This window comes from Chryseobacterium amylolyticum (genome assembly GCF_051011775.1).
GTDB lineage: Bacteria > Bacteroidota > Bacteroidia > Flavobacteriales > Weeksellaceae > Chryseobacterium.
Genome location: NZ_JBPCHX010000003.1, coordinates 468462 through 490401 on the forward strand (window position 1 = coordinate 468462; position 21940 = coordinate 490401).

The 21940-nt window shown below is 37.9% G+C and carries 15 protein-coding genes; 8 read left to right on the top strand and 7 right to left on the bottom strand.

The window, feature by feature from the left end; all coding sequences use genetic code 11:
• Nucleotides 1-142: 142 nt before the first annotated feature.
• From mfd to ACR1PO_RS10890, 8 genes are all read left to right on the top strand, one after another.
• Nucleotides 143-3511 (top strand): transcription-repair coupling factor, encoded by a 3369-nt coding sequence (mfd, locus tag ACR1PO_RS10855; protein ID WP_433986772.1) that lies wholly within the window; start codon nt 143-145, stop codon nt 3509-3511.
• Nucleotides 3512-3883: 372 nt separating this feature from the next.
• A complete protein-coding gene (locus ACR1PO_RS10860; RefSeq protein ID WP_433986773.1) occupies nt 3884-4705 on the top strand; it encodes a hypothetical protein in 822 nt (273 codons plus the stop codon).
• Complete coding sequence (locus ACR1PO_RS10865; protein WP_433986774.1) at nt 4705-5526, top strand: hypothetical protein; 822 nt, start codon at nt 4705-4707, stop codon at nt 5524-5526. The genes ACR1PO_RS10860 and ACR1PO_RS10865 overlap by 1 nt, the downstream gene beginning before the upstream one ends.
• A gap of 8 nt (nt 5527-5534) precedes the next feature.
• Nucleotides 5535-6272: a hypothetical protein gene (locus ACR1PO_RS10870; RefSeq protein WP_433986775.1), complete on the top strand. Its 738-nt coding sequence runs from the start codon at nt 5535-5537 to the stop codon at nt 6270-6272.
• 151 nt (nt 6273-6423) lie between these two features.
• Nucleotides 6424-7299, top strand: coding sequence for a hypothetical protein (locus ACR1PO_RS10875; RefSeq protein ID WP_433986776.1), 876 nt, complete (start codon nt 6424-6426; stop codon nt 7297-7299).
• Nucleotides 7300-7398: 99 nt separating this feature from the next.
• Nucleotides 7399-8331 (top strand): hypothetical protein, encoded by a 933-nt coding sequence (locus tag ACR1PO_RS10880; protein WP_332388430.1) that lies wholly within the window; start codon nt 7399-7401, stop codon nt 8329-8331.
• Nucleotides 8332-8417: 86 nt separating this feature from the next.
• Complete coding sequence (gene pth / locus ACR1PO_RS10885) at nt 8418-8981, top strand: aminoacyl-tRNA hydrolase (RefSeq protein WP_131437308.1); 564 nt, start codon at nt 8418-8420, stop codon at nt 8979-8981.
• 212 nt (nt 8982-9193) lie between these two features.
• Entirely contained in the window at nt 9194-10021 is an 828-nt protein-coding gene (locus ACR1PO_RS10890) for a vWA domain-containing protein (protein WP_433986777.1), read from the top strand.
• A 117-nt stretch (nt 10022-10138) separates the two neighbouring features.
• Here the strand turns inward: ACR1PO_RS10890 and ACR1PO_RS10895 are convergent, their stop codons facing one another.
• The 7 genes from ACR1PO_RS10895 to ACR1PO_RS10925 form a co-directional block, all read right to left on the bottom strand.
• The gene (locus ACR1PO_RS10895) at nt 10139-10774 is read right to left on the bottom strand and encodes a carbonic anhydrase (RefSeq protein ID WP_332388427.1); all 636 of its coding nucleotides are present in this window, start codon (nt 10772-10774) and stop codon (nt 10139-10141) included.
• Nucleotides 10775-10825: 51 nt separating this feature from the next.
• Nucleotides 10826-12418, bottom strand: coding sequence for a SulP family inorganic anion transporter (locus ACR1PO_RS10900; RefSeq protein ID WP_433986778.1), 1593 nt, complete (start codon nt 12416-12418; stop codon nt 10826-10828).
• A gap of 142 nt (nt 12419-12560) precedes the next feature.
• Nucleotides 12561-12860 (bottom strand): hypothetical protein, encoded by a 300-nt coding sequence (locus ACR1PO_RS10905; protein WP_433986779.1) that lies wholly within the window; start codon nt 12858-12860, stop codon nt 12561-12563.
• A 23-nt stretch (nt 12861-12883) separates the two neighbouring features.
• A complete protein-coding gene (locus tag ACR1PO_RS10910; RefSeq protein ID WP_332388424.1) occupies nt 12884-13552 on the bottom strand; it encodes a carbonic anhydrase in 669 nt (222 codons plus the stop codon).
• Between the two features lie 317 nt (nt 13553-13869).
• Complete coding sequence (locus ACR1PO_RS10915; protein WP_433986780.1) at nt 13870-15360, bottom strand: phosphoethanolamine transferase; 1491 nt, start codon at nt 15358-15360, stop codon at nt 13870-13872.
• Between the two features lie 585 nt (nt 15361-15945).
• Entirely contained in the window at nt 15946-20985 is a 5040-nt protein-coding gene (locus tag ACR1PO_RS10920; RefSeq protein ID WP_433986781.1) for a T9SS type A sorting domain-containing protein, read from the bottom strand.
• A gap of 395 nt (nt 20986-21380) precedes the next feature.
• Entirely contained in the window at nt 21381-21935 is a 555-nt protein-coding gene (locus tag ACR1PO_RS10925) for a serine O-acetyltransferase (RefSeq protein ID WP_433986782.1), read from the bottom strand.
• Nucleotides 21936-21940 lie beyond the last annotated feature (5 nt).

Below are 21940 nucleotides of genomic sequence, written 5' to 3' on the forward strand. Positions count from 1 at the left end.
AATAATGAACGTAAGCTATTCATTTTAAACATCACTCTTTCTGTTTTTCAAAGGAACATAAAAAATATCCGTACCTTTGTATATCATAAACGGTTTCGGAAAACTCCCGAAATCGCTTTTGTCGTTTATACCATTACTATTTATGCAGTTAAAATCCATCAATGAAAAGTTTCTTCCAGATCTTTTGCAGAAAGAATTTGGAAAAGAAATTTTTACCCAGCTAGAAAATAATCAGCATATTGCCGTAAAAGGAAGTGCCGGCTCTTCGGTTTCTATTTTTGTGGCTGAGCTTTTTTTGGTCCAGAAGAAAAATATTCTTTATCTGGTAGATGATAAGGAAGATGCCTTGTATGCCAATACGGAGATGGAAGATCTTTTGGGTAAGGATAAGGTATTGTATTTTCCGGCAACCCATCTTGAACCTTATCAGGTAGAAAAAACGCAGAATGCCAATCTGGTTTTAAGAACTGAGGTTTTAAATAAAATCAATTCAGGGAGATCTCCTAAAGTTATAGTGGCATACGCTGGAGCTTTGTCTGAAAAGGTTTTGAAAAAAGAGGATTTTAAAGCAATTTCCCATCATATTAAAGTGGGGGATCAGCTGGACTTTGATTTCGTGGATGAACTGCTTAATCATTATCATTTCCAGCAGGCTGATTTTGTTTCTGAACCGGGAGAGTTTTCTGTAAGAGGCGGTATTGTAGATGTCTTTTCCTATTCGCATGAAAAACCGTATAGGATCACGTTCTTCGGTAATGAAGTGGAAAGCATTAAAACTTTTGATATTGAGACACAGCTTTCAGTAGATAAAGTGAAGGATTTCCAGTTGGTTTCCAATATGAACTTTTCAGTGACGGGAACCAGAGTGTCTTTGCTGCAGTTATTATCTCCTGAAAGCTTTGTCGTTTCTAAAAACGGAATGGTAGGAATGCAGAAGATCAGGACATTCTATGAAAAGTCCCTGGAAAAGTATGATACACTGAGTAAAGATATTGCTCACAGGACTCCGCAGGAACTTTTTATTTCTGACCAGGAGTTTCTGTTCGATTATAAAAAATTCAAAACAGTTGATTTTGGAGGAGTGATGATGGAAGGCCTGAAAGAAGTTACTGAAGTAAAAATGGACCAGCTTCCACAGCCATCTTTTCATAAAAACTTTGAATTATTGATTGAAGATATTGAGGAAAAGCAGAACAATGGATTCGATACCTGGATTTCTTTTTCAACAGAAAAACAGAAAGAAAGACTGGAGTCTATTTTTGAAGAGCTTGAACATGAGCTTCCTTTTAAAAGCTTTAAATCCGAACTTCATGAAGGATTTGTTGATAACGGGCATAAACTGATGGTCTATACGGATCACCAGATCTTTGACCGTTATCAGAGGTACAAAGCTAAAAACACTTTTGCCAAATCTGAACAGCTTACCCTGAAAGACCTCATGTCTCTGAAAATCGGAGATTATATCGCCCATATCGATCATGGAATCGGAAAATTTATGGGATTGGTAAAAGTGAATAATGACGGGAAAATCCAGGAATGTTTTAAACTGACTTATAAAAACGGAGACTTATTATATGTAAGCATTCACTCTTTACATAAAATTTCGAAGTACAACGGACCGGATGGAAGAGAGGTTGTGCTGAGCAAGCTCGGATCTCCGACCTGGAAATCTTTAAAGCAGAAAACGAAAGCGAAGGTTAAGCAGATTGCTTTTGACCTTATCAAATTATATGCCCAGAGAAAAACGGCCAAAGGTTTTGCGTATACACCCGATTCCTATCTACAGAATGAACTGGAAGCCAGCTTTATTTACGAAGATACTCCGGATCAGGAAAAAGCGACCATCGATGTAAAAAGAGATATGGAAGCTGATACGGTAATGGACAGACTTGTTTGTGGAGATGTTGGTTTCGGAAAAACGGAAGTCGCAATCCGGGCGGCATTTAAAGCGGCTACAGACGGCAAACAGGTGGCTGTGTTGGTGCCTACAACTATTCTTGCTTTCCAGCATTACAGAAGCTTTAAAGAAAGGCTTAAAGATTTCCCGGTAAATGTTGCTTATGTGAACAGGTTCAGGACGGCTAAACAGAAATCTGAGACTTTGGAAGCGTTGAAAAACGGAAAGGTAGACATTATTATTGGTACACATCAATTGGTGAGCAGTTCTGTGAAATTTAAAGATCTTGGGTTGCTGATTATTGATGAAGAGCACAAATTCGGAGTTTCAGTAAAAGATAAATTGAAAACTTTGAAGAATAATGTTGATACCCTTACCCTTACGGCAACTCCTATTCCGAGAACTTTACAGTTTTCATTAATGGCAGCAAGAGATTTATCCGTGATCAAAACACCACCGCCCAACAGGCAGCCTGTAGAGACACAGCTGATCGGATTCAATGAAGAAACCCTTCGTGATGCTGTTTCTTATGAGCTCCAGAGAGATGGACAGGTCTATTTTATCAATAACAGGATTGAAAACCTTAAAGACATTGCAGGACTTATCCAGAGGCTGGTTCCGGATGCAAGAGTGATTACGGGACATGGGCAGATGGAAGGAAAGCAGCTTGAGAAAAATGTGCTGGATTTTATGGAAGGGAAATATGATGTTCTTGTGTCTACCACCATTGTAGAAAGTGGGGTAGATGTGCCCAACGCCAATACCATTTTCATCAATGATGCACAAAGATTTGGAATGGCAGACCTGCACCAGATGAGAGGAAGGGTAGGACGCAGCAACAGGAAAGCTTTCTGCTACCTGATTACTCCTCCTTATGATATGATGACTTCCGATGCCAGAAAACGTCTGGAAGCAATAGAACAGTTTTCTGATCTTGGAAGTGGTTTTCAGATTGCAATGAAAGACCTGGAAATCCGTGGTGCCGGTGATCTGCTGGGTGCTGAGCAGAGTGGATTTATTAATGAGATGGGGTTTGAAACGTATCAGAAATTAATGCAGGAAGCATTGGAAGAACTAAAAGATGATGCTGATTTTGAAAATCTTTTTGAAAATGAAGAAGACAGACAGAAGCTTTTCAAATCTGTGAAGGATGTCAATATCGATACCGATTTGGAGCTGATGCTGCCGGATTCATATATTTCCAATACAGAAGAAAGGCTGTTATTATATCAGAAAATTGCCGAGATCAATAATGAGGCGGATCTTCATCAGTTTGAACTGGAGCTGATTGACCGTTTCGGGCCGTTACCTAAAGAAGCTGTAAATCTATTGAAGAGTGTTTCCCTGAAGTGGCTTGCGGCAGACATTGGTTTTGAAAAAATTGTCATGAAAAACGGTGTGTTTTTAGGGTACTTCCCGGGAAATCCCCAGGACAGGTTTTATCAGACTGACAGATTCAGACATATAATTAATTATCTGACCCGAAATCCTGCTGAAGCTCAGCTGAAAGAGAAGTCAGGAAAAGAGGGCAATCAGCTGATGATGAGAAAGGAAAAGGTTAAAAATGTAGATGAGGTAAATCTACTGCTGAAAGCCATTATTGAGCATAATTAAATTTTACTTTTTGTTCTTTAGGAACAAGTTTATAAAAATTGTGAAAAACGTATAAAAGCCTTAAAATTTTATACGTTTTTTTGTGATTGTTATCATGTTTTTCTTTTGTAATATTCCTGTTAAAGAGAATTACAGCCTTTTTTAAGGGTGCGAAATCACTCTTTAATGAGTAAAGAAGTTTTGTAAACTCCCGCACAGTAAGGGTTTGAGACCTTATATGCTGTTTTCTAAATATAAAAAGTGGAGTTATGTAGAAATAATTCTACTTTTATGTGTGATTAATTCTATTCTCTAATGTGTTTATTTCTATAGGTTTACCGATATATAACTGGAATTTTTTGGACTTCATTCTGTACCTTTGCAGTCCTTATTATGAAAAAAATTATATATTGCTGCGCGGCTGGATTTTTATCATTCTATGCCAATGCACAGGTGGGAATCGGTACTGCTAAACCGAAGTCTGTTCTTGATGTGAACGGGAAAACCACCTTAAGAAAAGAACTTAGAGTAGGCGGAACTTCAACTCAGGCTGGTGAAGCTGGATTGAACGGCCAGGTTTTGGTTTCTCAGGGTGAGGGTTTGCCTCCTGTGTGGAAATCTTTGAATGTTTCCTTTATGGAAGAGGGGCAGTATAAGCTGATCAATTCTTATCTGTCGTCGGATCAAACGGGTATTATATCACTTACTGATGGAGTTGCAGGTGATGGCGTCTATACCAACAATGTTGGGGATAATATCACTGATATCACCAAAGGGAACTGGAAAAAAATAAACGGGCTTAGCAATACTTTTACCATCAAAAACGGCAAGAACAGGCTTACGTATCAGTTTCAGACCGGCGTTGAAATGAAGGCTTCCACAGCTACTACGGTACAGAGTGTCAGATTTGCCTGCGGTGTTTTCAGAAACGGAACACTGGTAGCTGTACGTCCGGACAGAATTGCTTCCAATAACAACAGCGGAAAAGCAGGGCTTCAGGATTATATCTTTACGCTTAACTATACTGAGCAGAACGTTCCTGTAGGAGTTCATAATATTGACATTGCATGCAGAAAGATTGATACCTCAAGTGCTGCTTCGCAATTTGCGATCGGACGTAATGTACAGTCTTCAAACGGGGCTTCCAGCGCATTTACTCTGGAATCTACAATGAAAATGGATGTTATCGAATACGTGAGCTATAAAAACAACTAATGATGAAAAAACTATTATCAACGCTGCTTCTTACCATGGGCCTTTTACTGTCAGCTCAGGTAGGAATAAAAACAGAGACTCCAAAAGCCAAACTTGATGTAAACGGAGATGTTAATTTCAGAAATAAAATCGGGGTTTTTAATTCTGCTGATAACTCCGTTTTCCATGGCAATAATGACCAGCTGCTGGTTTCTCAGGGGGAAGGTTTTCCGCCGATGTGGAAATCACTTCGAATTCCTGAATACGAACCTAATAAATTTTACCTGATTTATAACAATTCATTCTCGGATGATGCAGGAATTACCTTTACTTCTTCGGAAGATTCTTCAGTAAGTCTTGCTTCCAGAGGAGGAACATTTACCCAGGGAAAACAATATAGTACGCTTACGAACTTCAAAAAAATAGACGGGCTTTCACATGTAATCAGTGTATTCAGTACTCAAAGTAAAGCGTATTTTCAGTTTGAAACTGTTGTACAGGCAGATTTTGGGGGAGCAGGAAGTACAGACAATTCAATAGATTATGCTTGTGGAATTTTTGTGGATGACAAACTGGTAAACCTGAGACAGCGAAATCTGAAGGCCATTACTACTTCATATCCTTTCCTTACCCACACCCAGATCGGGATTGTAGATAATCTTTCCAAAGGGGACCATACGGTAAGTGTTGCATGTACAAGACTAGGCTCTTATGGGGGATCAGGAAATACACTGAGTATAGGAACAAATTTATACAGCAATATCAATAAGTTTATTTCCCAGTCTTCTCTTAAAATAGACGTGTATGAAGTTCCGGAAGTATTTAACTCTATTATAAATTAAGAAGGATTATGAAAAAAATATTATTTGTTACATCTCTTTTATTAGCTGCTGCAACAAATGCTCAGGTGGGTATCAATACTCCTAATCCGACTAATATGCTGGATGTGAACGGAGATCTTAATGTTGGAAAAGAATTAAGAACTGGAGGTACTGATTTACTGAAAGGTTCTGCCGGTACAGCCGGTGATATATTGCACAATAATACGGATTTAGGTACGAATGACTGGAAAGCTATCAAAATTGCTGATGGGCAGGGGAGTATGTCTTTGTTTTCCATCAACACCGTTGCGGATAAAACCGGAATCAGCTTTTCTGGGGCCAGTGGGTCTACCAGCCCTTACAGTAATGGAGACGCTCTGACGGGAGGCTGGACTGTAATTCCCGGAACAGTAGATACGTTTTCCGTTACCAACGGTACAAACAAAGCTACTTTTTCATTCCAGACAACGGTTCAGAAGACAGGTACCAATTCTGCAAGCTTTGCCTGTGGTGTTTTTATAAATGATGCACTCAGAGCGGTGAGAACAGATGTGCTCCTGGGAGACAGCGGTGCTTATAAGATTTTTAACCTTAATGCAACCCTTACCAATCTTATCCCTCAAAATCAATATTCTGTTAAAGTAGCCTGTATAAAAAGAGCTATTGCAGGAACAGTGCTTGGAATAGGAAGAGCGGTTGACGCTACTTTCCTCAATAGCGATATGTCACAGTCTGTTTTGACAACATCAATATTACAGCCTTATTAATTTTCATAATAATACAATATTTGGAAATCTAAAAACGTTATGTTTTTAGATTTTTTTTGTTTATTAACTCTATTTCTTGTGAATTTGTTCAGATAAAGTAAAGTGTATTATCGAAAATTGAATTATATTTGGACAAGCTAAAAAATTCTATATGGTAAAAAACTATTTTTTTAAAATGTTTGCCGGTATTGCTTTTCTTGGGTTCCTGACAGCATGTAATACTACCTCAGATCCTACAGAATCCATCCCGAATCCTGATGATGGTCCGCCGCCTAAAAAGATTTTGGCAAAGGTTAGTTCCAATAATGTTACTCAGGAAGAATACACTACTACAGCGGTAACCGGAGACTTACAGACTGCAGTGTCTAAAGATGAATCTGCTCCGGGAAATGCTTATTTTACCGGAACGGTAACCTATACGGATAAGAATATCACTAAAATTAAATATGTAAGTTCAGCATCATCCAGCCTTGTGTATGAATTCAACATTGTTCCTGATGCTACCGGTAAAAAGATTTACAATGCTACTTCTACAGCAACAGGGGCTACCCCGTCTGTATCTGTTGTAAGTGACTATGCATTTACCTATAGTGCAACTACCAATAAACTTACTAAAATTCTTGAGAAGAGAAAAGAAGGAGGAATCAGTGCCTATAACAGATTTATTGACTATAGTTTTGTGTACAATGGTGATAATGTTATTCAGGTAGTTTGTTCCAAAGGTATACTGGATATCAATGGAAACCCGAATATGAGCACAGCTGTGATAAGCAAGTACAGCTTCCAGAACTATGATGCTCAGAAAAGCCCGTATTCAACACTCCCTTCAGTGTATTTTATCACACGAAGTCTGATCAATCCGGCCCAGTTCTATAAAATATCTCCGAACAATCCTACTTCAATGTTCATAGAACTGCCGTCACCGGCTGCTCCTGTAAATACAGCCCAAAGTTATTCTTATGATAACCAGGGGTATGTAACAGTTGAAAAAAATCAGAATTTAACTTTTACCTATAAAAATTTATAGGAGAAATATAGTTATTAATCTCACCAGAATATAAATAATAATACAATTTTTAGGCAAAAAAAAATTATATTTGTCAAAAAAATAATCAATTACAAGGAAATGAAACAAATTTTCTATTTTATTTTACTGATCGCAGGGTTTTCCTCAATACATTCCTGCAAGGACATGCTGGATGAGGACGGGAATCCATTGCTGGATCTTAACAATACAGAAGGATTAAGCGGTCCCAGAGCATTATACAGAGAAATTACAGATAAAGATACTATCGCAGAATATCGCTACAGCGGGCTTCTTGTGACCAAAGTAATCACAGACAGTGCTTCCGTTACTGATATTATGTACAGTGGTGATAAAATCAGCCAGATCAACTTCAATGGTTTTCTTGATCTTGACGGGAACGGAAAGCTGGATAAAGACAGTGTGTCCTACACTCAATTATTCACTTACGCAAATAACAACAGGCTGCAGCTTATTTCTGAAAGCCGCTCGATCTTCAGAAGACCTCCGCCTGTTCCGCCTGCAACGACTCCTGGGCCACAAACTTTGCTGAGAAAAGAAAAAACGGCTTATGATATCAAATACAGCGCTTCTACAGGAAAACTGGATTCTATCATTATGAGAAACGGGCCGGATGTTCCGGGAGCTCCTCTTACTTTCACGGATTATTCTAAAACAGGGTACAGCTATGTAGGAGATAACGTATCAAAAGTAGTAAGATATTACGGAACAATGTCAGGAGGTGCATTTGGAGCTGTTACAGGAAAATACAGCTATGAATATTATGCATATGATGAGCAGGTGAGCCCATTCACATTATTGCCGCATGTATATAAAATTTCAAGATTATTATCTACAATAATCAATGATAAAGAAAGTCTTATCCTTTCTCCAAATAACCCTAAGAGATGGTCGGTAACAGATCTTACTCCACCAATTCCGACGCCGATTGTTAAGAGTACAAATTACGTTTACGATCCTCAGACTTATATGACAAAAGGATATGGTGTTAATTACATCTACAAACCACAATAAAGAATTTTTTTAACAATATTCAAACTCAATCTTTCCTAAGATTGAGTTTTTTATTTTTTATCCCTTAATTTTGCAAAAAATTTCTGATGAAATATTTAATCGTAGGGCTTGGGAACAAAGGCTCAGAATATGAAAATACACGACATAACATAGGCTTTAAAGTAGCTGAGAAAATAGCGGAAACACTTGAGGTATCATTCAATACATCGAATTTCGGGTGGCTGGCAGAAGGAAAACATAAAGGAAGGAAAGTTTTTGTCCTTAAGCCTGATACTTATATGAATCTTTCAGGGAATGCTGTGAAATACTGGATGCAGAAAGAAAACATTCCTTTGGAGAATGTGCTTATTGTTACCGATGACCTGGCCCTCCCTTTCGGAACGTTAAGATTGAAAGGAAAAGGATCCGATGCGGGGCATAACGGACTTAAAAATATCAATGAAGTACTGCAGACTCAAAATTACGCAAGGCTTCGTTTTGGGATCTCTGCAGACTTTGCTGCCGGACGACAGGTAGATTATGTATTAGGAACCTGGAATGAAGAAGAAGCTGAAAAGCTTACCGAAAGAATTGAAACCTTTTCCAAGGCTGCTCTTTCTTTTGTATTTGCCGGATTGAATAATACAATGTCCGCTTTTAACGGGAAATAATTTCAGAAAGGAAAAACAACAAAAATTAAAATATAATGTAATGACTGTCTTACAATAAGGCAGTCATTCATTTTATGTTTAAATACTTTATTATTTAAAATTTATTCGCTTCAAGAAGTGTTACCTATTAAATAATTGATTATTATTGTGTATTGAATCACAAGCTATTAATGTTGTATTCAAATCTACTATTTCCATGAAATTATAAAAAAATGAAGCCTTTTTTTATCCTGCTTTTGGTGACTCTCTTAAGTTGTAACAAGACTGAAAATAAAAATGTGGAGAAAAGAAGCGCTCTGCCACAGCAGAATATAGTTTTGATGATAGATAAATCATTATCGATGTATTCAATAGATTTTGAGCCGAACAGATCAGAAGCAATTTTAAAGGTTGTAAGAAATGTAGTTTCTGCTAAAAAAGAAAATCAGGCATTTTCAATTGTAGTTTTTGCAGGAGACTCTTATCTCATTTGTCCTATAACACGGGATAAACAGAAATTGCTTACCTCTATTGATAAAATTACAAAAGATATAACTCTCTTCAAGCCATTGAAAGCGGGGACTAATTTTTCACATGCCTTATTAAATGCTTTATATTCCGTGGAAGGACAAGAAGGAGAAAAATCAATTTTCTTATTTTCTGACGGAACGAAAACCATAGATTCCTATCCTATCAGCCTTCCCGTGAACGAAGCTATAAAAAATAGTATAACAATTAATTCTATCATAATTACCCCAAAAGATATAGCTGTTTCACCGGTTTTTATGGATGTAAAAGGCAATTTAAAATATGAAAAAGTAAAATCAATAAAAATTGATACAGTAAAAGCTAAAGAAATTCCTACCAAGACAGGCGGATTTTTAAAAATATTCTATACTCAAAAAGATCTTGAGCAATTTGATTTAAAAAAGGCAATGGTTCATCCAAGTAACCGATCTCCGATAAAAGCAAATCCAGCTAAAGTAAACCCCGAAAAACTGAATTTGATCTATTCAGAAATCAAAAAGAAAAATGACAGTATAAAAAGCTTGTATCAATAGACTTTTAAAAATGAAATTTAAAATAGCTAGAATATTGATGCTATTTGTCAAAAATAAATGCCATCGGAATCCGATGGCATTTCTGTAAATTATAATTGGAATTAAATGAATTGCTTCTTATAACCAGGTTACAGCACCTGTTTCAACATCGTAATTGGCGCCAACGATTTTAATTTTACCTTCAGCTTCAAGATTTTTAAGGGTTGAACTTTGCTTACGGATGTCTTCAATCGCGCTTCTTACATTTTGCTGGTTAAGCCTTTCAAGAAGAGAGCTGTTGTTGGATGAACGTTCTTCATTCTCTTCAATAATTTCATTGATGATAGGATTGAAGTGATTGATAAGATGGTTCAGGTTGTCCATTCCCAGACCTTCAATTTTTGCAGCATCAAGACCTCCTTTCAAAGCTCCGCACTTGGTATGTCCTAATACGACAATAAGTTTAGAACCTGCCACATTGCACCCAAATTCCATAGATCCCAGAATATCCTGATTCACAAAGTTACCGGCAATTCTGATACTAAAGATGTCTCCTAATCCCTGATCAAAGATAAGCTCTGCAGATGTACGGCTGTCTATGCAGCTCAATACTACTGCAAAAGGCCACTGTCCCTCACGGGTTGCATTCACCTGTTCAAGAAGGTCTCTGTTTGCCTTAAGATTGTTTACGAATCTCTGGTTTCCTTCTTTTAAGAACTCTAATGCTTTTTCAGGAGTAATAGTAGATTGGGTTTCGTATGTATGTGCTTTCATATTTTTATTGTTTTCGAATTTAAAGTTAAAAAAATTAATTAATTATTGAGATTACATGGCTCTCTTGTGAGTAACCAGGATATGGGAATCCTCACTTCTTTCGTAATCTCTGTATGAAGTTTTAAAGCCTATCAGTTCTACATTGATGTCCTGTTCCTTTGCGCGGATATTGGCAAAGTCCTGAATCATTTCCAGTACATCTGTTGCAATGTAGGAAGTGTTTCTCGCATCAATGACCACCGTAGAGTTGGGTTTTATATTTTTAAGTGTTTTTTTGATGGCTGCCTTATTTAAAAATGATACTTCTTCAGCCAGTTTGATATTGATCCCATCTGCATCATCCAGCCTTTCTCTGCTTAAATAATAGGCTCTTTTCATATTTCCCTGAAGGATATAGAAAATGGATATCGCCAGACCAATTCCCACACCTTTTAAAAGATCTGTAGCCACTACCGCTACCACCGTTGCCACAAACGGAATAAACTGGAATTTTCCCAAATGCCAGAAATGTTTGAATGTAGCCGGCTTCGCCAGTTTATATCCTACCAGAATTAATACCGCAGCCAATGTTGCCAACGGAATTAAATTTAAAACAACAGGAATAGACAGTACACAAATCAATAAGAAGACACCATGAATAATTGTGGACATTTTAGAGGTTGCTCCTGCATTGGCATTCGCAGAACTTCTTACGACCACAGAAGTCATTGGAAGCCCTCCGATGAATGAGCTTATAAGGTTCCCGATGCCCTGTGCCTTAAGCTCCAGATTGGTATCTGTAATCCTTCTCTGTCTGTCCAGACGATCTGAAGCTTCAATACAAAGTAAAGTTTCGATAGAAGCTACAATGGCAATCGTTGCCCCTACAATCCATACTTTAGGATTGGTAAAGCCGTTAAGGTCAGGAGTCGTAATCAGGTTCTTAAAATCATCAAAAGACTGTGGTACCGGTAAAGAAACCAAATGCTGGGTTTCGATAGCCAGCGAGCTTCCGGACATCTTAAACAGCTGATTCAAAAGGATGCTTACAATGACGGCAACCAATGCTCCCGGAAGCATTTTCATCCTTTTCAGTACGTGGATTTTATCCCATGCGATAAGGATCGCTACAGAAATGAAAGTAATAACAACTGCACCGGGATGGATCGCTCCAAACAATTCTGTAAAATATCCGAAATTCAGGCCGTTATCGAAGATGGATTCATGCCCTTCATAATCTTTATCAAATCCTAACGCATGCGGAATCTGTTTTAAAATAATAATAATTCCGATGGCTGCCAGCATTCCTTCAATGACATTATTCGGGAAATAGTTGGAAATACTTCCGGCTCTTACAAACCCTAAAACCAATTGGATAAGTCCTGCAATAATCCCTGCACAAAGGAAAAGCTCAAATGCACCAAGATCTGTTATTGCTGTTAAAACGATAGCTGTCAGACCTGCTGCAGGACCTGAAACTGAAATATTTGAATTACTGATTGTTCCTACTACCAGGCCGCCTATGATACCGGAAATAATACCGGATAAAGGTGGAGCGCCTGATGCTAAAGCAATTCCTAAACACAACGGAAGTGCTACTAAAAATACCACGAGTCCTGAAGGAAAATTCTCCTTGATTCCTCCTATTAATGATGTCTTTTTCATAATGTGAAGCTGTAAGGTATAACCGGCTTATCTGCTTTAAATAAGTCAATTATAAAAGTTGAAAAAATAATTTTTTAAAGTACGTGTGTATCCGATATCAGAAATGATATGGAAATAGTATCAAAAAATCTAACTATAGGAGTTACGCTTCCGGAGGGGGAGAAAATATAGTAAGTAAAGGTGAAAGATGAAAGGAATCATCAATCAGAACAAAAGACACGCCCTGAACATCAGGTTCGGAAAACTTCAGATAATCGAAAACATCTAAAGGTTTCGGAATGGTCTTTTCGTAAACAATGAATGAGGATGGGTGAGAATGGGGTTCTTCTTCATTGATTATTACATTCGTTCTTGCAATATCCCAGCCCGCAACCGCAGCAATGCCTGGCAGCGCCGTAAAATTCAGAAAAAACGTTAATACAATAATACTCCAGAATTTCATTTTTACATTCTTTTTTAGAAAAACTATTTAGTCTTTCTGCTCATTACCCAATCAGAACTTGTAAGATTGTAGATCTTTTGGATGTCTTTCAAGATTTTCTCAAAATCAATCTCCAGATCAATGATTTTACCTGTTCTGAGGTCAAAAACCCAGCCATGAACAATAGGATACTCTTCTAAAATGTATCTTTCCTGCACACAGGCCATTTTGATCACGTTAATGCACTGCTCCTGAACGTTAAGCTCTACAAGCCTGTCATAACGCTTACCTTCGTCCTCAATAGCATCCAGCTCCGCCTGATGCAGTCTGTATACATCACGGATGGTTCTCAGCCAGGGATTCAGTAACCCCAGATCCTGAGGAGTCATTGCTGCTTTTACACCGCCGCAGTTGTAATGTCCGCAAACAATAATGTGTTTTACTTTCAGATGTTCTACAGCATATTGAATAACGGCTGTGGAACTCATATCTAAAGTATTGACCACATTGGCAATGTTTCTGTAAACAAACACCTCGCCTGGTTTTGCTCCCATCAGTTCTTCTGCAGTAGCTCTGCTATCCGAACATCCGATGTACAGATAATCCGGATGCTGAGTTTTTGCAAGTTCATGAAAGAAGTCAGGATCCCCAGCTAATTTGGACTCTACCCATTTTTTGTTGTTTTCGAAAATAACTTCGTACGATTGTGCCATAATTTAAATTGTAAGGTTTATAATTATTTATTTCGTTTAAATTATTTTCAAAATCAATAGACCAAATCAATAATTGTACAAAAATATAATTTTTGTTAAAGAATCAATCACTTTTAACAAAGTTTAATATTAAAATATGCTTAAAATCATATTCAATATTCCGATATGCTTTTTGCTTTACAACTATTAATGTCTATAAGTTTAATCCAAACGTTTAAAAACAGTATAAAATTACAAAGTATAAATCAAAATCTGAGTCATGGGAATTAAAATATTCTTAATTTTTCAATAAACACTCTTAGCAGTACCAGGAATGATTATTCCGGAAGCTGGTTATATTCCATACTGCTCATGTTGAGGTCCAGGTATTTATTTTCCTCATTTTTATAATGCTGAGGTGTTTCGAGACCCATATATTTCATGATCAGAGGGTAAATATAAGTGGTCTGGGTCAGTTTGGTTTCATGTCCGGTGATTCTGTATTTGGCAGGTACCTTATCTCCAAACCATACAAAAAACGGTACCTGGGTAGATTCTTTAGAGTCTATGTGCAATAATTTGTCACCCTTTATTTTGAGACCATGATCAGAAGCATAGATGACTACAGAATTGGTGTTTTTCAAAGTGCGGAAAATATTATTGAAGACATAATCCGTGTATTTGATGGAGCTGTCATAGCAGTTCAGATCTCCGGAATTCCAGTTAGCAGGCAGTCTGTTGCATGGATTGGGATGGCTGCCCATAATGTGAAGAATTATAAATTTATCCTGTTTCTTCTGAATAACGTTCTTCAATTCGGGGACAATTACTTCATCATAGCCGTTTACCCATTTTTTATTTTTAGCCATGGAAGCGATGGCTGTAATTCCTCTTGCGCTTGCCTGTGTACTGAGCCAGAAGGAATTGTATCCGCTTTGGTTGGCCAGATTGATGATGTTGTAGGAAAGCTTCTCATAATGATACCTGAATTCATCCGGATGAATGCTGGATAGCATCAGGGGAACACTCAGGTTGGTGATTCCTGCCGGAGAAACGGCATGGTCAAAAATCATCATATTTTCGGCCTGCTGATCTGTATAAGGTGTTGTTTTTTTGTCGTAGCCATATAAGGACATGTTTTGCTTCCTTTCAGATTCACCGATGATAAGAATTACATTTTCTATTCCAGGCTGTATTTTTTTGACGTCGAATTTTGGAACATTTTTGAGAGCATTGATATCTTTCTGGATATCTAATGCAATACCGAAATCCGTTAAATGATAGTACACATTTTTAATCATTCTTCCTCCGCCTTTATTACTTACATATCTGTGTTTAAAATAAAAAGCAAACGGCATAAGCAGCCACAATAAAGCGATGATAAAAAATTTGATATCAAACTTAATTACACTTTTTTTCAGATAATTTACTGAATAAAGCAGTAATCCAAAAAAAATAAAAAACAGGATACCTGGCAGGATAAACATATAAGACATGCTTATGGCTTCATTTACATTAGATTCCAGGATGCTTATTGCCATTCCTACATTGAAGCCTGAGTGGTAAATAAAAAAACAGGATACTGATATCAGGAAATTAATGCTTAATAATAAACATAGAATAACGGCAATTACTGAGGTGTATTTGTTTTTAAAAAGAAATGCATTGAATACGAGGAAAGAACAGAACATAATTCCGTATTCGAAAATATTCCGGATACTTTCCAGCTTTTCTGCACCAAATAAATTATCAAATATATAAGTGAAGGAAAGTAAAAAACCTGTAAGATAAATCAAGATGAGAAGAATCGGAACTATTTTTTTTAACATGTTTGTATTTGTTTTTCTATGCTTTGAGATTAATTTTTATATCATCTTCCTTAGGTGTTTCCTGAAGGTGTTATGCCGGGTATCGGAATTATATATTGTTTGGAAAAGAATTAATTTCAGAAATAATTCTTAAGTGTACAGATATCTCAACAGCTCAAAAGAAACTTTTGAAGATAAATTGTTACGGTTGTTTGTGCAACGGAGTGCTGTCCGTTTATAGAGTTGATTGCACAGGTATGGAATGGGAAAATTTGGGCTGTATTTTTTTCATCAAAAATTATCTTTTTTAAATTAATAATAGGTCTGGATTGTGTTTTTGAATATTAAGCGATTTCTTTCAGAACAAGTTGTATTGTAAGATTGTGTCATCTACTGATAAAATATAATAACCTGTAATCTAACAATACATTTTTCAAAAGTACATGAAATTACCGATAAATGCAAGTAAAATTTTCTCTAACTGTTGGTGTTACTATACTTTACGGTGATAATCCTATGTTGACGTTTTCCATTTAATTATTAGAATAGTTTTTAAACAAAAAAACGATCCCAACCGGGATCGTTTAATTATGAAGTGAGAGATGATTATTCCTTAATGATTTTCACGAATGCTTCTGCATTGTTGATCCTCACTAAATAAGCTCCGGATACCAGAGAAGATACATCGGTCTGTCTGTTCTCAAACTTTCCTTCTTTTATCAGTTGTCCGGAAAGGCTGTAGATCTGGAAATAATACTCTTTGTCATCAGCATTGATGTATAATATATTCTTAACCGGATTTGGGAAAAGAATCAGTTTGCTGTTGTCTTTCTGCATCTTTTCAATGTCCTTTTTGGCAAAGGTATTGACAGCTTTCTGCATTGCGTTTTTAGGGACGGGAATTGCTGAAGGATCATATCTTGGGATTTCATTTCCTTCGGCGTCATATTGGATCTTGGCACAACGGCAAGACATTGCAGCCTGTGGGTTGAAATCATAGGTCGGAGTAAAGTAAAAGATAACATTCAATGGAGAAGAAGTGGTAGTTTGACCACCTTCAGAATTGAAGTACATTCCTACTGCCTTACCTGATCCGTTCCCTAAAGCGGCAGAAGTCCAAATCCCCGATTTATAGAAACTTGCATTGGCTGCATCAATGATACCATCCATATTATTACCTCCGGCAAAACCTCTGATTCCATTGTTTGCAAAATTACCGATGTTATAACCGGGCTTATTGAAGACGAATCCATATCTGATGTTCGTTTTTGCGCCGGTAGATCGGGCATATCCTCCTATATAATTTCCTTTATTGACATTATAATTTTCAAAGTGAACCCTGTTGTTTGGAGCGTAGCTGGGTACTCCTGATAATGTGCTTGAAATAGTAGGATCTATTCCGTAGAAGTTTTTATAGCTTCCGTTGGACTGAAGAATGCTGAACTTGGCATTATAGAACCATGGAGAGTTTCCTTTGGCGTAACTTAAGTAGCCGTCAAAGATGTTTACACCGTCCACCGCTGTTCCCTGTAGATCAGGGATTCTCCAGCCGGCAGGACATGGGTCATATGGAGATTTTGTTCCGGCATGGTTCCATCTTTCAGTAAATAATCCGTTCTCATCAGAAATCCAGTCGAACTTAGCAGCATCGTTCTGATACAGAAATACAAATGGGTTATTAACAGAGTACTTTAGAACTTTTTTTATTTTTAAAGCTGTATTGTCCGTAGGCAATACATTGGCATTTGAACTGTTGGAGTAAGTACTGTAAGGTTTTGTATAATTACTCATATAGCTGGTATTGGTAATATCCGCTGCACCATACTGGATGACTCCGCCTGCAAGGTTGCTTTGTCTGTAGACATTATAGGTATTGAAAGGCCTGGATAATTTTCCGGAAACCCAGACCTGAGGGTAATTATAGAAGCCTCCGGGATTGTAAAATACAGGGATCGGATCTTTTCTTCCCCATTGGAAATGCAGGCCGCCACTGTTCTTGATCTGATCTACCCGTAAACTGTTTACAGAAGTTGGGTTAGAGGCCTGGTATCCCAGTGGTGAAGTTTCTGTATCAGCAGAACCTTCCACATGTTCGTTGATAAATGGCATCTGTGCTCCTAGGTCCCTATCCATTAATATTGTTTTTAAGGGAACTCCATAATAACTGTTTGTTGGGTTTACGAACTGCTCATTAGCTGCTTTTATACCATCATTTGCTATAGATTCTGTGGTGAATTCTGGGCTTTCCTGTATTACTGTGCCGGGAACCCAGATATGCCAGCTCCAAAGAACCGGGTCAGGATTTCCACTACTTATCCATCCGGTATTTCCTAAATGAAAAGCTACCACGGCGTTACCTGTACGGCCCTGGTTGAGAGTTACCCTTAATCTGGAATTTTCCATAGTGTCTCCAATGATTTCCATGTTGGCAATCAGGTTCTTATCAGTTGTCCACTGTACAGAGGCAGATTTGATGTTTCCTGTTGGCATTTCATTATTTTCGGATAAATAGAGGTTATGCATTGCATATGCTTTTCTCAAAGGAATATCGATAACCATGTCTTTATCTGCTGCAGGTACATCTAACGTGGTGTTGGTATATTCAATGTAACTGTTGGGGTCTTTTGTCCATTCCTTAAGAGTTTCCGATGAATATTGTACAGGGGATGCAGCCACATATTCTGTTTCGAATGCTGCAGACATATAAGCATTGTTAGGATCTTTTATACAGCGTACTGCCCTTGTTTCATAGGTATTTCCCTCAAGAATGCGGTTATAAGCTATATTGTGCCATCCTACATTTGAGTGGTTGGGAACATTTCCTGCATCTGATATTAGGAAAAGTCCTCTTGCTCCTGTTACGGGAGTTTCCCCCGGGCTGATGGAAGAAAAGAACGTAGAGGCATGCAGTGCTCCATCACTATGCTGATCCTGGAAGCCTATGAATGGCTGTTTGTATAGCTTGTTGGCATCCCTTAATCCGTCAATCTGGGCACTGGTACGGTTGGCTAAAGTCATTGGCTGAGGGTAGTACTCATAGTTTCCTGTGATGGGTAGCATTCCTAAATTTCGGTCAGCAACATTGCTTAAGTCAAATCCATAACCAGGATAAACTTTTATTCCAGGATATTGTGGACTTAAGGTATTAGGCGAGATATCCACATTACTCATGCTTCCTGCCTTACCCCATGGGCTGGTTTTCGGTTCTGCATCTACGGATGAGTAGAAAGAAGGAACTCTCCATCCGCATGGGCATGGGTCAAAAGAAGATTTCATTGCATACTGCTTGCTTTCTTTGGCAACGGTTGCGTCAGAAGTATTCATATTTACCCATTTTCCACCGCGGGTATCTCCCCACAAATCCCAGGTTTCATTGTCATAATGGTTGTTCGTGTTGAATACCTTATACTTATTTTTTGAGAACCATGTGGTTTGCTCTTTTCTTTCCCAGTCGTTTGCACCAGGACCCTGAATCAGGTAGTTTTCTCCGTTATCAACAGGTGTTTCTCCTATTTTGTACACATAAACCGGCGGAATAATTAAGTTGATAGGATTATTGATGGAATATCTAATGTTTCCGTTAGGAGAATCAAAACCTGTATTGTCAGCCGGTGCATACAGGCTTCCTCTGTATTTTGAAGGAACGGAACCTTTCAGGATTCCAACTTCTCCTCTGATGGTATATATCGAAAGATCTTTATAATTGGATGGGAACGGGTCTTTTCTTCCCCATTGATATTGCAATCCTCCTGATTTGTGGAAATCATGACCTACAAGATTGGCATTGGTCGCTCCAAGGTTCCTGTCCATCCATTTCCAGTCTGTTACAAGGTTATTGTTTTTATCAGCCTCAAATCCCTGGTGATATGTGCTTCCATTGGTTGGGTCATCCGTAACCCAAACATGCCAGGTCCAGTATATTTTATCATCAATACGATAAGAAACCACAGCGTTTCCTTCTTTCAATTTATTGACAAGTACTTTAATCCTGGCATTTTCTCCGGCTCCCTCAAGGGCCACTGATTTTATCAGTCCTACTTCATCTTCCCAGTATAATCCGGCTTTGGCAACTCCTGCATCCGGAATCCTGGTATAGTTGTTCTGTTCATCCTTCATGAGGTCGCCTCCTTTTGCCCACATTTCATATGCTTTTTTAACAGGAATATAAAGGCCATCCACATTATTACCGTTTTTATCTTTTCCTGTAAAAATATAGCTGTTGGGGGCTTTGGTCCAGTCTATGACATTATTGTCCGGAAGAGCTCCTGAGTTTATTGCAAAACATGCATTCACACATTCCCCAACATTATAAGGAATATTGAAGATTCCTACATAGTTGATGAATTTTGATATTTCTGATTCAATATCCTGTAGTGAACGTACGGGGTCATAGAAATTGGTAACACTATTCCGGAGGGCACCCATGCCATATAAGGTCATTTCCGGTGTATTAGAAATGATCAGGTCTTCAGAACCCGGTCCCCTACGGGCATTGCCCTGATCATTGGTGTAACCGAAATGAGGAGCGCCATAATTACTGTGAGCCGTAAGGTTAGTAATGTTAATGTAGGATCCGTTACTTTTGTAGACCCGGAATCCTGTAATATAGCTGGATACAATCACAATAGGCTCCTGGTCAGTCATGAAGTCAGATAGTTTTTCATGGATGGTATTGTACATATTAAAGTATCTGCTTTCCAGGCTGTTTGGGTTCTTAAAGTTGTGATAACCAGGTCCGTTGGGTTCTCCCGGCCATTGGCTGAATTTCATCATCAATCCGTTGATGGAGAATTTCCCTGCAAACATATATACAGGATCATCATAGCTGTACAGATAAGGGATCGGATGTCCTGGCATTTCATGGTAAATAAACTCCGGAGTGGCGCCCAATGTATCGCTTATAGCTCCTGTATTCACCATCTTTACGGATTTACTCCCATTAGTATCGGTAAGGAGATCTGAAGGGTTCTTTGGAGAAAATACAACATCATCTTTCTTATTGTTCATAATGATATTGCTAAGTTTATTCCACGCATGGGCTGAGGTTACCCTGTCTTTGATACCTGTAACTTTTCCTGTATTATCAAGGATAAGTGTTCCTTCTTTTTTAGGAGTCAAAAGGATGGTGTATTCATTTTCGTCAAGGTCACAGCTGGTGGGGCTATAATCTCCTTGCTTGTAATGGCTTACGGATTTGTTCCATGTCACACTGCTGAAGTTGCTGAGATTCGAATTGGAGTTCAGTTCAATCTTCAGGTTATAGGTTGCTGTAGTGGCTTCAGGCAGTTCAAAAACAGCTTTAAGGTTTTCATTGTACTGATTGTAGGAATACAGAATCTTGCACCAGGCGGTTATCCAGCCGCCTTGCGGGGTCTGATACTTGATCTCCATGCGGACATCATCGCTGGTGAAAGGCTTTGTGAATTTTCCTTCAATAACAACCAGTCCTTTCTGGTTGACATTCTGCTGAATGGTGAAACCTGGATCCAGATCATAGACATAAGGCGGCGTATAACGGCTCACCCCTGGAGGCTTTTCTTTTCCATAACTGTACTCTGCCGGAATGGAAGAGAGCCTGGAAAAAGCTTGGCTGGGTACTATACAGAATAGTACGGCAATAGCTCTGAGCATAGACTTTTTTTTCATGTGTTTAGAATTTATTAAACGTTGTGTCTTTTTAAAGTGGTAAAATATCCAGATTCACAATAGAAGACCAGCTTGCTTTCTTCACTTATTGTGAATAAAAAGGCAAAGTCTATAAACATAAGTGTTTACAGTTGTTCTGATTTTAAATGCTAATGTTGTGTTTCTGAAAGGTAAAAGGATGGGCAGCCGTAGTTTCAACTACCCGATTGAATTTGAGTGTTTTTTTTCATAGTTGTGTGTTTTTAATTTTTTAAAAATGAATTATAGTATAACTGTTTTCATTTTTTGTAAAAATAGAAAAAAATAATAAATTTCAAATAGTATCGCAGAATTTTATGATTTGTTTTATAGTGTATTACGCCAGCGTTTCAAAAATCTTCAGCCATTGGCAGGTTTTATATCTTATTGTTGATATAGCCTTGTGTTGCTTTTAAATTTGGAAAAATTTTTCCGGGGTTTCCCATAACGATAGAATCCTGTGGTACATCGAAATTAACATAAGAATTAGGAACAACAAGTACATTATTACCAATAGTAATGGCGCCTACAATTACAGCATTGGTGCCTATCCATACTTCATCACCAATAACGGGAGAACCCTCATTTTTTCCGCGGTTTTGCTGGCCGATGGTAACTCCATGGGCAATATTGCAGTTTTTTCCGATAATCGTTTTCGGATTGATGACAAGGCTTCCAAAATGTCCTAAATAAAAACCTTCACCAATCTGGGTTTCAGGATAGATCTGAAATCCGTATTTGATCTGATAATGTCTTAGTACTATCCTCCAGAAAATATTCAGAACGGGTTTCTTCTGATATTTCTGTGCCTTTCTCAAGATGTAAATAAAATGGAGATTGGGATTGATGCATTTTTTCCAGATCTGAAATGTTGAAAGCCATTTTCCGCTTTCCCGGTAAAAGTCTTTTTGAATAATAGAATAATCAGCCATTGTCA

Coding starts and splice junctions, on each gene's coding strand:
- mfd (WP_433986772.1), top strand. CDS start 143: ATGCAGTTAAAATCCATCAATGAAAAGTTTCTTCCAGATCTTTTGCAG.
- ACR1PO_RS10860 (WP_433986773.1), top strand. CDS start 3,884: ATGAAAAAAATTATATATTGCTGCGCGGCTGGATTTTTATCATTCTAT.
- ACR1PO_RS10865 (WP_433986774.1), top strand. CDS start 4,705: ATGATGAAAAAACTATTATCAACGCTGCTTCTTACCATGGGCCTTTTA.
- ACR1PO_RS10870 (WP_433986775.1), top strand. CDS start 5,535: ATGAAAAAAATATTATTTGTTACATCTCTTTTATTAGCTGCTGCAACA.
- ACR1PO_RS10875 (WP_433986776.1), top strand. CDS start 6,424: ATGGTAAAAAACTATTTTTTTAAAATGTTTGCCGGTATTGCTTTTCTT.
- ACR1PO_RS10880 (WP_332388430.1), top strand. CDS start 7,399: ATGAAACAAATTTTCTATTTTATTTTACTGATCGCAGGGTTTTCCTCA.
- pth (WP_131437308.1), top strand. CDS start 8,418: ATGAAATATTTAATCGTAGGGCTTGGGAACAAAGGCTCAGAATATGAA.
- ACR1PO_RS10890 (WP_433986777.1), top strand. CDS start 9,194: ATGAAGCCTTTTTTTATCCTGCTTTTGGTGACTCTCTTAAGTTGTAAC.
- ACR1PO_RS10895 (WP_332388427.1), bottom strand. CDS start 10,774: ATGAAAGCACATACATACGAAACCCAATCTACTATTACTCCTGAAAAA.
- ACR1PO_RS10900 (WP_433986778.1), bottom strand. CDS start 12,418: ATGAAAAAGACATCATTAATAGGAGGAATCAAGGAGAATTTTCCTTCA.
- ACR1PO_RS10905 (WP_433986779.1), bottom strand. CDS start 12,860: ATGAAATTCTGGAGTATTATTGTATTAACGTTTTTTCTGAATTTTACG.
- ACR1PO_RS10910 (WP_332388424.1), bottom strand. CDS start 13,552: ATGGCACAATCGTACGAAGTTATTTTCGAAAACAACAAAAAATGGGTA.
- ACR1PO_RS10915 (WP_433986780.1), bottom strand. CDS start 15,360: ATGTTAAAAAAAATAGTTCCGATTCTTCTCATCTTGATTTATCTTACA.
- ACR1PO_RS10920 (WP_433986781.1), bottom strand. CDS start 20,985: ATGAAAAAAAAGTCTATGCTCAGAGCTATTGCCGTACTATTCTGTATA.
- ACR1PO_RS10925 (WP_433986782.1), bottom strand. CDS start 21,935: ATGGCTGATTATTCTATTATTCAAAAAGACTTTTACCGGGAAAGCGGA.